The following is a 14,020-nucleotide window of genomic DNA, read 5'->3' as shown; positions in this document are numbered from 1 at the left end:
AGTTACAGCAACGCACAGAGTACGGCGATATAGCCTATATAACTGACTAGCATGAGTAACCCGTTCATAGATCTTCTCCATTTTCCAATACCTCCTTTCCTGCCGATTTTGCACAAGAGAGCAGGCAGCAACCCTGCTATTCCCCATCCCATTAAGCAGCTCCATGCTGCAAAAAGCGGTAGACTCAGTGTTCCGATATCCAACCAACCTGCCGTCGGATCCACCCGTTGTACAGCCAGACCGAGTAAAACGTAGCCGAATGCCGTTCCACCGATCAGACCAAGCCACAGCAACACCAGCTGTATGCTCCTTGGCAGCAAGCTAAGACGTAATCGCCTTTGGACTGTGGGATTCGTTTCCTGTTCCCTGACCCCTTCGATCCTTGACCGAATGAGCCGTTGTTCTTGTAGATAATTTAACATATTTCGTAAATTGATAATACAAGGATACGGGAGGTGTAGTACGAAATCGAGAGATAGGACAACCTGCAACAGACTACATGAAAATTACGCCGAAACAGGACGCCCTGCGACAGTTGGAGAAAAAAAACAGCTGAAAAGGGTACCCTTTTGGACGAAAAGGGTTCACATTTCGAACAAAAGAATACCCTTTCCGAATGGAAGGAGTCCCATTTGGATCAAACAAGTTCCTATTTGATGCAGAAGGACGTACTTTTCGTCTATTATGGCTTACGGTCGAACCAAAAGGAACCACAGTTGACCGGGATTGGTTTCTATCCCGATCAACTGTAAACCATTATCGGTCAAAATCATATGCATATGGATCAAAAGAATCCCCCTTCCAATGCAAAAGGAACACAGGCGGACGAAAAGGAGTTGCTTATAGATCAAAAGGAGTTCTGTTCCAGGCAGCTGGATACCCTTTTGGGTAAAACACAATCCCTTTTGAACCAATAGCATATACATCTCCATCAAATAGAATCACGGATACTTGAGTTTATTACCATTTAGCCGCTTAGCCCTTTTTCTTTTTTGCCATTTTACTAAAGGTATGCGCACCTTTTTCATGTTTGGCCATAAGAGATACGACATCGCTCTTTAAATAGTAGGGGCGAATGCCGATTTGAAGCACACGGAACAACAGCTTGCCATCGACGTTGCGGTAGAAATTAGATCGATGGATATCCAGGTAATCTGCAGCCCATTGTACGCTTACATGCTCGGGAAGTTGTGCTTCCTGGACTTCCGCGTCAAGCTTCGGCGTTATCACCGCATCAACATCGGCGCCCAGATGGGCAGCAAGCTGTTGGAGTTTTTCAGAAAAAAGTTGGAGCGTTTTGTCTTGGGATTCCCGTTGTTGTATGAGCTGGGTATGCAAGGAGATCAGCTCAGCAAAATACTTTTCCATAAGAATAGGATTGGGGCAACATCCTGCAGGGCAATCCCCCAATGTCGTGGCGCATCAGGTTCTCCAATGGCCTCGCCTTAAAAAGATCGACACAAAAGCACCTTCACACCCCTACACCATCCTACCGGACAGGCCAGTTCTGAAAAAGATATATTACGTTTACAATTCGTTCTTACAAACTATTGCTCCTTTAAACCCGCAAAAAAGTCCGTCACCTGTGTCTCCAGTTTACCGAAAAAAGTCGCCTGCTCCACTTCAGATACACTATTGAGACACGAGGAACGGCTGAATATCGCCTTGAAGCGCACGGCACGATCTTCCTCTTCATCGAGCACGTCATCCATTAACATTTGCCAAAATGGATCTACCGTGATAAGTTTCCGTACCTGACCTTCCAATGAATAAGACAGTATATGGATAGGGAGGTTAGCATAGGAATCATAGAGTTCAAATTTGACATCCCCATTTCCATCTTTACTACCCCTCTGCAGCCAGCTCCTCAACGTAGCTATTATTTTATTCAAGGCCTGTTCGATCAAAGAAAGCTCCCTCTCATTGAGCGCATTTCGGCCATATTGATACCTAATCGACCTCATCAAGGGTACGAGGGTACATTCGTTCCATAGTTCGGTCGACGGACGTTTGACATACCAGCTGCAGTGCGAAGCTTCCGAAATCCGCGTGCACATTCCTTTATAACGTAGGGCAAAATCACTGTAATTTCCTTTAAACTGCTGTAATTGTGTAGCCCAATCGAAAAGTCGGAAACATAGGATATCAGGTAAGCACATGTAATGAATCAATGGGATGTCTTGCGCCAAAATCAGAATGGAATTGTCTTGTTCGGCAACAGCGCGATCGAGCTCCCGCCACAGCTTTGCGATGTATTCCTGTAACGACTCTTCTGTTAGGGATTGCAGTTTGATATGCTGCAAAACAGACGTTTCTTCCCTACTTCCATCGAAGATCGCCCAGCCGAGATCGTTCTCCTCCACCAGCGACTGCAACTCTTCTACGGGTACCGATTTGGCATCTTTCAGTCTCCGATAGACGGCACTCTCACTTTTCCCTAATTCCTCCATCAGGTAATGGATCAATTTTTTACGCCCCCCTTTTTTTGGTTCTAATAATTCTACTAATTTCTTCAGCATCTATTTTTTAATTGGTTGTGATTCACAGATACGTTCTAAACTACTAAAAAATGAACAGGAATAACAATAAAAAAAGGCAAAAATAATGCTTTTCGCATATTACGGGAAACAGGATTTGGTATGTGATAGATATTCCCAGATTTTGCGAAAAATAGTTTTCGAATCCCATGAAATGATTATACCAATGGATAAATGGCTCCTACCTTAGTTGTTAAATTATTCTCCAATAGACCATTCTAAGAACTGGCGGATAGACTGAAACGTAAATAGCATCACGCTCACATCCCCCAGGCCGCGGTATTATTTACGAGCAGGTTAATCCGTCGGGCATTGTAAACTAAAAAAACAAAATGATGAAACAACCCATAGATGCCTTTCAACAGGCACTGCTTACCTTCCATAATTATGACGAATCCCTGTGGAGCGCGCTTCGACCGTGGAGCAGCATCAAGCGCATCCGACAGGGCAGCTTTCTGCCATCGCGGAGCTTCGATGCTTTTCTTGTCACGAAAGGAATACTCAGTTTAGAAGCGACCGACACCGGCAATATCATCCATTTTATTGGCCCCGGTTGTATCGTACCCGACTTTTATGTAGAAGAATCACGGGAGTACCACACACAGCAGGATGCCATCCTGATTGTCCTACCTGTTAATACGCTAACCGATGTACACCGTACGCACCCCGACCTGTATCACCTCGAAAAAGATATTGTACGGGAGTGGATCCGTCGGGTACTTTATAGACAGGAATTGCTCGATATCGAAAAGCGTAGCCGCAAAGAAAAGTTTAAAAAACTATTCCCGGATATCCCCGGTGCGATTCCTAATGTCGTAATCTCAAGCTATTTGGCAATGTCGCGTGAATACTTTGGTAAAACGGGCTGGTAACATGCACTATATTTCATTTTGTGAATTATTTCACCTGAGATTGTGAACTATAGCAGAACGAAGAGGTAAATATGCTTTATACCTTTAACCTATCCAATAGGTGGAAGGTATAATAACGTTTAAGTAAGAGCATATGAAAAGAAAGATTCATAACAGAAAATTTGCAGTGTTCCCCGGCAGGTCGGTACATAGAATGAACCTTGAACCCCGATGGCTTGGAGCCATGGGCTACTCACAACAACAAAATTACATTTTTCAAAATACAATCATTTTAAAAACACTGTCATGAACAGAAAAATTAAAACAATCATCAAAGGAGTAGCTGCTCTATTCATAATAGGTACAGCTGCTACAGTAAGTGTACATGCATTGACAAGCGATGCAATAGAAGAGAACAAAATAACAGTCACTGTACAGGACGAACTGCACTGGTTTGATCCATCAATGACAAATTTCTTAGGTAGTAACACTGCCGACAATCAGGAAGCGGAATCGGACGGTTGCGTGCAGAATGAAGCAGGCTGCCAACGAGGTTACTCTACGGAACAGCTCAACGACGAAAACAATCCGGAAGCGGGGGTTAAGTCTGAGGAAATTGATAGCCCTGCATCAACACTCGGTATCCCACAGCCGTAATTGGTAGGTTTTATGTTTAGCGATAGAGGGGACTTCCCCCCCCCTTTATCGTTAAATATAATCTTCGATCAGTAGCACCTCTAATTCCCTTATCGCCTCCTCAAACCTTAATCCTAACGGTGCCAAAGATTGATTCATCAAATCCAGATTATCATATCGCAATTGAAAAGATAAATCTACTTTTAAGTCCTTCGATATACCTGTTTCATCCACAATTGGAAGCGGTGGCAATTCCACCGCATAACTGCCGCTTGTAAGCCCTGTCATAAAATTCCACCATGGTAAGTTTCGAACCTGAAGCATGTAATTCATGTCCAATTTATTAATACTTTCTGTCGTTTTGGAAGCAAGATCCACCTTATCGATTCTCTTTAAAACCAGGCATTTGACGTCACGTTTAACCAAAGTTCCTCTTATATTGTAAAGCCACTTAAGCTGCTCCTCTAGATACTGCATCGTCTTGTCCGAAGAAATATCGTTTCTCACGTTCAAATCGAAAACAAATCTATTATCGCCTACGGAAGGATAATCCGGCATAATCCGATCAGGAGCAGATACTTCCATTTTAACCAGTGTCTTATGCAAAAGAGGTCTTTTATAAATGTGCTTATAAAGTTTGATAATGTCGGTATCATAAGAGTATATTCGTACAATATTACCTGTCTCCTTATCGGTCTTTCTCGCTATAGTACCCGCAAAATGATACTTTGGATCTTTTTTCGCCATAAAAAAAGAGAGGACTTCGTTATCTTCCAAATATTCTGCAATATTCTCTTTTACGGGCTTACGCGTATCCAATTTTAATTCAGTTTTTTCGCTGAAAGATAATTCCTCCCCTGCTATAAACTTCTCAATACTTCCCCTGTCTTTGTATGTACCATTGGTTATATACTGGATTACACCTACCGAATCGATCCATATGAAAGTACCGTACTGTCGAAATTGAAACTTTTTATGCAGTCCACTTTCAGCCGTAATAATAGGTAACCGCACATTCCTGATATTATCTATGCGTTCTTTAGCTTTATTAAGGCGGGCGAGACTATCCGCACAGAGCAGAATGATCTGTATATCGTTGTTATACTTTTGTTGCATCTGTTGGTGACGAGGCATGGCTTCTATACAGGCCTTGCAGCCAACACCCCATATTTCGATCAGGGTCAATTTCTTCCCCGTGACTGGAACCTGCATCGTAGGCTCCGAATGATTCTGTACCTGATCCACTGTGAGACGTAAAGTGTCCCCCACATGGAAAAATCCATCAGCATTTTGGGCATAGCTGTCGTTACAAATTAGAACCAAAAGGAACATCGTGAATACAGTCGTTATCTTTTTCATATATATCATTTCATTTTTAAAGGTCTTGTAGAATAATGCATATTTCATAAAACCTAGTTTGGTGTAAGGGATGGGTTGCGCAATAACTCCGCTTCAGGTATAGGTAATAGTAGATTATCCCCTTTCCAGTCCGGCTTTGTCCTGAGCATCTCTTCATCGATAATCCCCCATCGCTTGAGATCCAACCATCTGTGGCCCCACTCGGCAAAGAATTCGGTACGACGTTCTTTAATAATAGCCTTCATCACCTGCTGTGCATCCATATCTTCAGGATATTCCAGTACATTTGCCCTTCGGCGCAACATATTGATATCACTGACCGCAAGATCGACCTGTTCCATATTTAGCCTTGCCTCTGCCCGTATCAAGTATTGTTCGGCCAGTCGAAATACTGTATTGTACTCCGTCTTGGTCGTATTCGCCCGAATTTTATATTTAAACGGATAGGTATATGTAATACCGGCTAACGTCCGTTGCTGTGTCCAGTTAGCAACACGTTTGTCTCCCTCATCAAAGTCCTGTAGCAATCCGCCATAAAGGGCGTGGGGTGGACGTGCTGTTGCCGATGATGGGATAAAAGCCAATCCTTCTGCACTATTGTAGGAAACATTTACCGGAAACAGCTGCCATATCGCCTCTTTGCTGTCGGATAGAAATACCTCATCGAATTCATACGCCAGCGTATACAGTTCGCTGTTTTCAATAATCTCCGACGCCCTCAACACCGCAGCGGGATAGTTCTCGCGGTAAAGGTAGACACGTGCCAATAGTGCCTTTGCCGCATACACATTTGGACGGATCCGTGTATTGTCCGGATAGTCGGTCGACAGCAGTGTTTCTGCTTGTAGCAGATCGCTTTCTACCTGATCGTACAGGTCATCTAACGATGATTTCGCTAGTACACGGTTCTTCTCGTAGTCGGTATCGAGCACCAACGGTACAGGGCCAAACAGATTTGCGAGATAAAAATTGACCAGTCCCCTAACAAAATAGGCCTCGCCAAGCAAGGCTTGTCTATCCGCTAACGCTATCCCGGTACTTTTTTGCAGGCCATCTATTATAGCATTTGCATGGTACATATAATTATACAAAGGTGCCCATGCGGAGCCCAGAACAGAAGCTGTGGATCCCAATATCGCATTGTTCTTATATACATCAAAAGTGGCATTGACAGCCGTATTGGCAAATTCATCTGCGGCCAGACCCATATAGAGCGACATAAAGCCGTTGAGCGCATGGTTATTGGAGGTTGTCATCCTGCTATACATGCCTATTATCGCTGACTCTGCTGTACGTTTTGAAGAAAAGACCTCTACTGCCATAATATCCTGCACCGGAGGATCGACCGCTAAAAAACTCTCACAGGCCACAGCTTGCAACAGTAAGATGCATCCTGTTATAAAATATAGTATATTTCTCATTACGCTGATTATTTAAAGATTGATTTCTATACCAAAAACATAGGTTCGTAACGGGGGTAATACCCGTAGATTCTGGACCTCCGGATCAGATCCTTTATAAGAGGTCCACGTAAATAAATTCTGCGCCCGGCCAAAAACCTGTAGCCTGTCAATTCCCCATTTGGATACCCACTTTTCCGGCAACGTATAATTGACAGCCAGGGTCTTGAGCCTAATGAACGAGGCATCTGAAAACACACTTGTATTGTGTCCGTTTGCAAACTGGAGTCCGGCCGCGGTGGCCGGTGTACCAAAATTGGCACTAAACTTCTGGATATCTGTCTGGTCTCCGGGCTGTTGCCAACGCTCCATAACGTAGGTCGGCACGTTTCCTATAAAACCGGGCACTCTCACGTCCGAGTAGAGTGAGTTCATGTAGTTCCTTCCCATTTGGCGACGGTATTCCATAAAAATATCTATACCGAACCCCTTATAGGTAAAACTATTCTGCAGTCCTCCATAGAATTTTGGATCAAGGTTGCCCAGATATATCCTATCTTGTATATTGAGCACGCCATCATCGTTTAGATCCGTATAAGTGAACAGTCCCGACTCCGGATTTACCCCTTCAGCGACATAACCACGGATGAGATTGAGGGATCTCCCCACGATATAGGTATTGGCAAAGTTAGATCGATCGAGATCTGGAAAGTCCAATAGTTTGTTCCGCGGTATGGTCATATTGATATTCGTAGACCAGTTCAGATCTCCCCCTTTCAGATTAGTAGACTGTACCACGAGTTCCCATCCCGTATTCTGTACTGTAGCGGGAAAATTCTCGATGATAGTGGTAAAACCGGTAATACGCGGCAAAGGTGTCGAGATGAGCTGATTGCTGCTCCTGTTATCAAAATAGGTTGTATTGAAAAGCAGGCGATCCTTTAAGAAACCCAGATCTACGCTCAATGAAAGCTTACGGTTGGCCTCCCATCGAAAATTAGCATTCGCCAGTCCCGAAGGGTACAGTGCTTTGACATTCAGGTATGGTGTATTAGCATGAGTCCACGTTTCCATATACTGGTAATCGCCTATATTATCCGAGCCCGTGATACCGTAGCTTGTACGCAACTTTCCAAAGGACAAAAATGGTAATATATCTTTTATAGACCCTTCCTCGGAAAATATCCATACCGCCCCTACTGCACCAAAATTTCCAAACTTTCGACCAGCACTAAAACGGCTGGAACCATCTCTACGTCCCGATAGATTCAGTATATATCGATCCATGATATTATAGTTGATGCGACCGAAGATCGCTGAGTACCGATAATCCGACGTATTGCTCGACAAGTTGTATGTTGTCGCCGCTCCTAAAGACCCCATCAGCTCATCTGCAGTGAATCCCGTGGCCGAGATCCGTACCCGGTCATTTACCGTCTGTTGGAAAGTAGTACCGAGCAGCACTTGAAATTTGCCACCAAACAGTACGTCGTTGTACTCCAACTGCGGCTCCACAATCCAGTTATGATACGTATTATCTCCGGTGGTCATGGATCCATCCACATCATACTGTGGATCTTTAGCGAGCTTCGGTGCCATATATTCGGTAAAGGTGGTGGTCGTGTTATACCCTGCGCTAACCTTTGCCACCAGGGATTTCCACAGCCTGTAGGAAAGATTCATATTGGTCATCAATGCGTTGGATCGGGATTCGAATTTCTCTTTCGTATAGGCATAGGGATTACCATAGTAAAGTGGTACCCCGTCATATTCCCAGATCAGGTCGTCTTCTTGGTCTCTGGTCTTCGGATAGTTGGGTGGCAATACGATGGTGAGGTTGGTGAGATCCGATACCGTATTCTTGGTACTGTTTGTTCCGTACCCCGCCGTCATTCCAATCTGCAGACGCTCATTTTCCGATCTATGATTCAGATTTAATCGAGCAGAAGTACGGGTGTATGGCTTACTGTAACGAAACACCATGTTATCTTGCTGGTATGCCCCATTCACCATAAACTGGGTATACTTACTACCTCCAGATAGGGATAGCTGTGCATCGGTAGAAGAAGCACTACTACCGATCAGCTCTTTCTGCCAGTCCGTCTGTGCATGTTGATCCCATAATACCAAATCCGGTGCATTACTGACCGTCGGGGTCACCCCGTCATTGGCAAACGCTTCCCGACGCATCTCTAGGTACTGCTCGGTATTGAGCAGATCGACCAGCCGTGTTACGCGGTTTATTCCTCGATGTAGTCCGGCCTTTACTACTGTCTTGCCGCTGCTTCCTTTTTTTGTTGTAATGAGCACCACACCGTATGCGCCCCGCGAGCCATAGATCGCTGTCGCGTCGGCATCCTTGAGCACCTCGATACTTTCGATATCCGCCGGATTGATCAGGGCGAATGGGCTCAGCAGCGTATTGCCCAACATGTTGGTGGCATCGTTATTGGCTGCGAAGGGAACGCCATCGATAATAAATAACGGATCAGCCGATTGATTGGGATTAAGATTATTGCGTCCCTGTATTTCGATATTGACCCGGCTTCCGGGTACGCCACTGGTCTGCGAGACGACTACCCCCGGTATCCTTCCGGAAAGTGCTGATAGCGGGTTGGAGACGGGTTGATTTGTGATATCAGCCCCGGATATTTTCCCCACAGATCCGGTATTTAACCTTCTGGTCGTTGTCCCATAGCCGATAACAACCGCTTCATCCAGTATATTGTCGACAGGCGCTAACTGTATGTTTATTGAAGTAGTCTTCTCATCATATGCGACGCTTTGCTCGGTAAACCCGATATGTTTAATAATTATAGTTCCGTTCGGTTTATTCACTAAGATGGCAAACTTACCTTCTGTGTCTGTACGCGCTTGCTGCTTATCCGAACTTACAGAAGCATTCGCTATCGGTTGCCCGTCGGCAGTCGAGCGCACAACTCCTCCGAGGGTACGACCCGACTGTGCCTGGGCATCACTAAACAACACACATATAAGACTTAATACGAAGCCGAACAGCGTACAGCTTCGGTTATTTTTTGATTTGAAAAGATGGGATAGCCGCTTCAAATAGCACAGTCCTCTCCCACCCTTGTAAAAATTCTTCATTTTTTAAAGGTTTCATTCATGGTTGACCATCGAACTTGCAACGCTTTAGGCAGGCTACCACACCCCCTTTCCTGCTGTGTGCTAAATCATCGGTCTAATAAGTTTTGTCTAACTGGGAATCGGAATACGCCTATACGCGTTATCAGGTGCTGAATTGGTTTGATTTACGCATTCACCGATCTAAGAACTCCGTTTAAGGAGTTGGGCCGCGCCGAGCTACTCGGGGGCTGAGATTTTGTTTCTTAATACTTGACTTTTTAGATTTCTCATAACTCGTTATAGTTAAACGAGCCTTATTAGATTGGTCACCAGTTGTTTAAAATTTAAAAAGCTGGTCGCCCGCATCCTAAATTGCAACCGCGGCTCTGGAGGGCCACCACCTCTTTCGAGATAGCTGTAGTACAATTAGAATAAGCGAGCGCCAGCCCTATCCTACAAAGGTAGGACATTAGCGCTTCACTTACACTCGTACTACAAAATTTTCCAGATTCCGGTCACGAGGCTCGTAAATTAATTTATTACTTACTCAGTACAAGTAGAATAAGTAGCTTATCTCTATTTTTATAAAATAATCAATACATGGTGCATTTAAAATAACTCAAACATTCAAAAACAAATATAATAACATATATTTAATATCAAAAATAAATTATCCTAAATATAGGATTTATTGCATAAAAAAATACTCCGAAATTGGAGTATGAAGAATGATAATGAAAACAACGCGCTATCCGACCCAAAACTCAACGATGAGATTTTCCTAAAGCAGCTAGGAGCCTTCTTGAAACGAATGAGAATTGCGTCGGGATTCCCAACAATAAGAGCATTTGTGGACACTATAGGCATGAGTTACTCGCAATACCAAGGATATGAAAAAGGAAAGAATATTACGATGTTAATCCTAAAACGCATATTTTCTGAATTCAATCTACAAGTTGAAGACTGGCTAAAAATCGACATATTCAATATTGACACAAACGACCCTGAGGTTATCGAAAAAATCCGAACAACAAGATTAAATCAAGTAATAGAGCAAGTAAGGACAATTGATAGCGAAAAAGCAGCACTATTATTACGTCCAGTTGACGTCCAACGATACGTAGACATATTGATCCATTGCCACATTCCCAAAAGTCGGTCCTATATTCTCGATAAACTCGTACGCCTTGATGATACTCACAACACCTTTCAACGTGTCGCTGGCAAACTAATAATGTACGGTTGGCTCGATTACACTAATAAGGAAAGTAAGAATAGCCCTTCTCAATCCTACTACACCACCGAAGCGGGAAAAAAGGTATTACGCCTTCGCGAAGGGAAATAAAACACTTGTGAACTTCAACATCTTCAGCAAGATAGCCTTGGCAATCATCGATACCGAACGAAGGGCTCTAAACCCAGCGAAAGGATCAGAGCCGCCTGCTCCGATAGTTTCCACAAGTTTAGATGGACTATAGATTCCTAAGTTACTATCTTTTGATAACTAATCGCTGGAATTTTCCTCCGCTCACCCAACATTTGTCTTTCGGTCTATGCCATTTGCGTTCACCAATAGACTACTGAAAATAACACAATACTTAAAAGGACGTAAAAAAGAACCAAACAACCAGTAATAAATTTTTTTTCAGGACTTTCTTTCGCCATATTTTCGCTGATTTTTAAATATTTCTTTGTCCTTATAAATATAACATAATTAATTCCCATAAAAACTCCTCCTAAAAGAACAGCATCTAACATGTGGGATGCTGTTACTGCGGGCCATGAGAAATGTATTCCTAAAGTACTTACATTCAAAACTTCAAATGCAGATAAAAATATTATACCGTCGCCAGGAGGACTTGCAAAAAATGATCCAGCAACGTTTCTTTTTAAATATTCAGAATGTTTGTAAAGGTGATAATACAGTATGAAATATGGATTCATCATTTATTACGCAATCTATTTATAATTTTTTCTCTTTCAACAATAGCGCCTTCATCGTTAGGATCTATAAATCTTATCGGATTATTAACAGTATAATTATTGGTAAATAAGAATAATACTCTTCCGCCAGCGGATCCACTACATTCCACCGTCTTATCTCCGCATCATAGAACCTTGCACTATAATTATATTGCTTTCTCCGCTTGGTTATCCGAATCATTCATAACGAAAGGGATTGAATCTATTTACTATATCAAACTCCGGTTCTTCCCCTTCAGACCTTAATCTTGGATAAAATTCCATCAAAATATACTGATTTGGTAATATAAACAAAGCCCTTGTGCTATAAACACCAGCTCTTACAGACAATATTTCAACTTTCCTAAAACCTATACCCAACTCCTTTTTTATTGTCTTATATTTATACGGATTGTTATTTATACTATCTTTTGTAATTACCTCTCCGTCTATCTTTACTTCTGCATCGATACTGTAGCCGTCTGATGTTGGCGATGACATTCCCAAATAAATGGTCGTTTCATACTTTACACCAAAGAGAAAAAAAGCTATCATTGCCAGGACAAACATCCAAATTATAATTATTCTTTTCATTATAAACAGTTTACTTATACCATAATCCAACATCATTTATATGACCATTTGTCACTTTGTTACCCTCTATCATATGTAAGAATGGATAGGGCTTACCTAGGAACGAATTATTACCGCGATTAACTTTTTTCCTATTTTCGAACATTTTTGCTCTTTGACCATCAGTTATATTCGCACCACTTCCTCCCTGTTTCATTAAATTTCTAAATCCAGAAGCAGAACCATGATCTAAACCAGCTGCATGTCCGAATTCATGTACGGCTGTTCTAGTATTGTTATAAGAGAGATTATTCGACATCCAGTTATCATCAGCAAAATCACTTTCAGCTAGCGTGATCACTTTTCCGCCAATCATACTTGTTGCCCCTCTTGCATTTTTACCATCACTATTAGCCATAACAAACAGATGATCAGAGCTAGAAACTTCGTCCATTGATTTTGCGGCATCAATTTTTACGTTCGTTTTTAGTTCATATGTTTTTCCATTAAGTTTTAGAGAACCGCTAAAAGCATCGTCTATGCCCGAAGCAATATCTCCTGCTGCTCTGCCAACATTTATATTACTGTTAGATTGGTTAATAACTTTTGCTGTCACATTCAACGTAATGACATTTTTATCAATAGTGTACCATATAGAGTCGCCATTGACATCGATGTTCTTAACCGGATCCAAACCAGCATATTGATATTGTGACAAAGGATAATACTTCTCAGCAAATCTGTCTATAACATTAAAACGGCCTACCTCTGCATCGTATAGCCTAGCACCGTAATCATACTGGCCCCCAAGCTCACCCTGGATTTCCTTGCCGTTATAAAGATACTTATTATTCCCTGCCGCTACAACACGCTGCTTACCGTACGGATAGTAATCGTCCTTCTGTAACACCTCGACGGCACTTGTGCTCGGATTGCGGTACACCGTTGAGCGTACATTGCCCAGATGGTCCGTCAGGTTGTAACGGTACGTGTATGTATTGTTAGATGTATTCCGGTACGCCACGCCCTCACCCATATGGATCAGCTCGATGTTGTTCCCGTTATATTCTATACCGCCGACATAGTCACGGTTGCCACCCTGGTTGGAATACTTCCGTAGCTTGGTACCCATTGCATCGTAAAGGTAACCGACCCGGACCGAAGCATTATAAACCGAATCCGGCAGGTTCAGGTGGTTGTAGCGGATCTTCATACCTGTACGGTCCTTTGTCGCATTGCCGTTGGCATCATAGGTATACGTACCACTGACGGCTCCGGTCAAGCTTGCCAGCCTGTTGCTTTTGTTGCTGTTGTTGTATGTATACGTCGTTGATGTGGTAGCCCTGCTGTTTTGATAGGTAGGTTAGGCGTAAATATAAATTTCAGAAAAATTGACACAGAAGAAAAGAAATTTACTGGCCTACCTCTAGATAATAACCTAAATACAAGATTATTATATTTTGACCTTATCCTTTTAGCTGAATAAACAGCTTATATCTCAAGTCGGTTCACTAAAAATACTATAGACTACCGTAGTACATAACATCCATTATCAATGACTGTTTTTTCAAAATTATATCTTGCATAGGGTAAGGGGCAAGATTCCCGTAGGCAT

General features: G+C 42.7%; 14 protein-coding genes. 5 read left to right on the top strand and 9 right to left on the bottom strand.

Annotation, left to right across the window (positions count from 1 at the left end; translation table 11 throughout):
- Window positions 1-2: 2 nt before the first annotated feature.
- Window positions 3-422 (bottom strand): hypothetical protein, encoded by a 420-nt coding sequence (locus C4F40_RS11390; RefSeq protein WP_196939526.1) that lies wholly within the window; start codon window positions 420-422, stop codon window positions 3-5.
- Window positions 423-569: 147 nt separating this feature from the next.
- On the opposite strand from C4F40_RS11390, the gene C4F40_RS11385 reads away from it, so the two are divergent.
- Together C4F40_RS11385 and C4F40_RS11380 are read left to right on the top strand one after the other, a co-directional pair.
- On the top strand, window positions 570-752 hold the full coding sequence (locus C4F40_RS11385; protein ID WP_196939525.1) for a hypothetical protein: 183 nt from the start codon (window positions 570-572) through the stop codon (window positions 750-752).
- A gap of 27 nt (window positions 753-779) precedes the next feature.
- Window positions 780-917: a hypothetical protein gene (locus C4F40_RS11380; protein ID WP_196939524.1), complete on the top strand. Its 138-nt coding sequence runs from the start codon at window positions 780-782 to the stop codon at window positions 915-917.
- A gap of 58 nt (window positions 918-975) precedes the next feature.
- Here C4F40_RS11380 and C4F40_RS11375 read toward each other — a convergent pair whose 3' ends face one another.
- On the bottom strand, window positions 976-1,368 hold the full coding sequence (locus C4F40_RS11375) for a hypothetical protein (protein ID WP_196939523.1): 393 nt from the start codon (window positions 1,366-1,368) through the stop codon (window positions 976-978).
- A gap of 179 nt (window positions 1,369-1,547) precedes the next feature.
- Entirely contained in the window at window positions 1,548-2,519 is a 972-nt protein-coding gene (locus tag C4F40_RS11370) for a hypothetical protein (protein WP_196939522.1), read from the bottom strand.
- A gap of 350 nt (window positions 2,520-2,869) precedes the next feature.
- Here C4F40_RS11370 and C4F40_RS11365 point away from each other — a divergent pair, with 350 nt between their 5' ends.
- Together C4F40_RS11365 and C4F40_RS11360 are read left to right on the top strand one after the other, a co-directional pair.
- Window positions 2,870-3,409: a cyclic nucleotide-binding domain-containing protein gene (locus C4F40_RS11365; protein WP_196939521.1), complete on the top strand. Its 540-nt coding sequence runs from the start codon at window positions 2,870-2,872 to the stop codon at window positions 3,407-3,409.
- Window positions 3,410-3,694: 285 nt separating this feature from the next.
- On the top strand, window positions 3,695-4,045 hold the full coding sequence (locus C4F40_RS11360; protein WP_196939520.1) for a hypothetical protein: 351 nt from the start codon (window positions 3,695-3,697) through the stop codon (window positions 4,043-4,045).
- 51 nt (window positions 4,046-4,096) lie between these two features.
- Here the strand turns inward: C4F40_RS11360 and C4F40_RS11355 are convergent, their stop codons facing one another.
- From C4F40_RS11355 to C4F40_RS11345, 3 genes are read right to left on the bottom strand one after another with little or no spacing between them, the layout of a single operon-like run.
- Window positions 4,097-5,383 (bottom strand): peroxiredoxin family protein, encoded by a 1,287-nt coding sequence (locus tag C4F40_RS11355; protein ID WP_196939519.1) that lies wholly within the window; start codon window positions 5,381-5,383, stop codon window positions 4,097-4,099.
- Between the two features lie 53 nt (window positions 5,384-5,436).
- Window positions 5,437-6,804, bottom strand: coding sequence for a RagB/SusD family nutrient uptake outer membrane protein (locus tag C4F40_RS11350; protein ID WP_196939518.1), 1,368 nt, complete (start codon window positions 6,802-6,804; stop codon window positions 5,437-5,439).
- 12 nt (window positions 6,805-6,816) lie between these two features.
- The gene (locus C4F40_RS11345; RefSeq protein ID WP_196939517.1) at window positions 6,817-9,891 is read right to left on the bottom strand and encodes a SusC/RagA family TonB-linked outer membrane protein; all 3,075 of its coding nucleotides are present in this window, start codon (window positions 9,889-9,891) and stop codon (window positions 6,817-6,819) included.
- Window positions 9,892-10,591: 700 nt separating this feature from the next.
- On the opposite strand from C4F40_RS11345, the gene C4F40_RS11340 reads away from it, so the two are divergent.
- On the top strand, window positions 10,592-11,215 hold the full coding sequence (locus C4F40_RS11340; protein ID WP_196939516.1) for a helix-turn-helix domain-containing protein: 624 nt from the start codon (window positions 10,592-10,594) through the stop codon (window positions 11,213-11,215).
- 221 nt (window positions 11,216-11,436) lie between these two features.
- Here the strand turns inward: C4F40_RS11340 and C4F40_RS11335 are convergent, their stop codons facing one another.
- From C4F40_RS11335 to C4F40_RS11325, 3 genes are all read right to left on the bottom strand, one after another.
- Window positions 11,437-11,817 (bottom strand): hypothetical protein, encoded by a 381-nt coding sequence (locus C4F40_RS11335; RefSeq protein WP_196939515.1) that lies wholly within the window; start codon window positions 11,815-11,817, stop codon window positions 11,437-11,439.
- 213 nt (window positions 11,818-12,030) lie between these two features.
- Complete coding sequence (locus C4F40_RS11330) at window positions 12,031-12,426, bottom strand: hypothetical protein (RefSeq protein ID WP_196939514.1); 396 nt, start codon at window positions 12,424-12,426, stop codon at window positions 12,031-12,033.
- A gap of 10 nt (window positions 12,427-12,436) precedes the next feature.
- Entirely contained in the window at window positions 12,437-13,687 is a 1,251-nt protein-coding gene (locus C4F40_RS11325; protein WP_231390028.1) for an RHS repeat-associated core domain-containing protein, read from the bottom strand.
- Between the last annotated feature and the right edge of the window lie 333 nt (window positions 13,688-14,020).

The sequence above is a fragment of the Sphingobacterium pedocola genome (assembly GCF_015209965.1).
Taxonomy (GTDB): domain Bacteria; phylum Bacteroidota; class Bacteroidia; order Sphingobacteriales; family Sphingobacteriaceae; genus Sphingobacterium; species Sphingobacterium pedocola.
The sequence above is the reverse complement of the archived record's forward strand: the minus strand, read 5'-3'. Positions and strand labels throughout refer to the sequence as shown.

Bases quoted from the DNA above. Each gene is read 5' to 3' on its own strand.
- C4F40_RS11390 (WP_196939526.1), bottom strand. From the start codon at position 422: ATGTTAAATTATCTACAAGAACAACGGCTCATTCGGTCAAGGATCGAA.
- C4F40_RS11380 (WP_196939524.1), top strand. From the start codon at position 780: ATGGATCAAAAGAATCCCCCTTCCAATGCAAAAGGAACACAGGCGGAC.
- C4F40_RS11375 (WP_196939523.1), bottom strand. From the start codon at position 1,368: ATGGAAAAGTATTTTGCTGAGCTGATCTCCTTGCATACCCAGCTCATA.
- C4F40_RS11370 (WP_196939522.1), bottom strand. From the start codon at position 2,519: ATGCTGAAGAAATTAGTAGAATTATTAGAACCAAAAAAAGGGGGGCGT.
- C4F40_RS11365 (WP_196939521.1), top strand. From the start codon at position 2,870: ATGATGAAACAACCCATAGATGCCTTTCAACAGGCACTGCTTACCTTC.
- C4F40_RS11360 (WP_196939520.1), top strand. From the start codon at position 3,695: ATGAACAGAAAAATTAAAACAATCATCAAAGGAGTAGCTGCTCTATTC.
- C4F40_RS11355 (WP_196939519.1), bottom strand. From the start codon at position 5,383: ATGAAAAAGATAACGACTGTATTCACGATGTTCCTTTTGGTTCTAATT.
- C4F40_RS11350 (WP_196939518.1), bottom strand. From the start codon at position 6,804: ATGAGAAATATACTATATTTTATAACAGGATGCATCTTACTGTTGCAA.
- C4F40_RS11345 (WP_196939517.1), bottom strand. From the start codon at position 9,891: ATGAAGAATTTTTACAAGGGTGGGAGAGGACTGTGCTATTTGAAGCGG.
- C4F40_RS11340 (WP_196939516.1), top strand. From the start codon at position 10,592: ATGAAGAATGATAATGAAAACAACGCGCTATCCGACCCAAAACTCAAC.
- C4F40_RS11335 (WP_196939515.1), bottom strand. From the start codon at position 11,817: ATGATGAATCCATATTTCATACTGTATTATCACCTTTACAAACATTCT.
- C4F40_RS11330 (WP_196939514.1), bottom strand. From the start codon at position 12,426: ATGAAAAGAATAATTATAATTTGGATGTTTGTCCTGGCAATGATAGCT.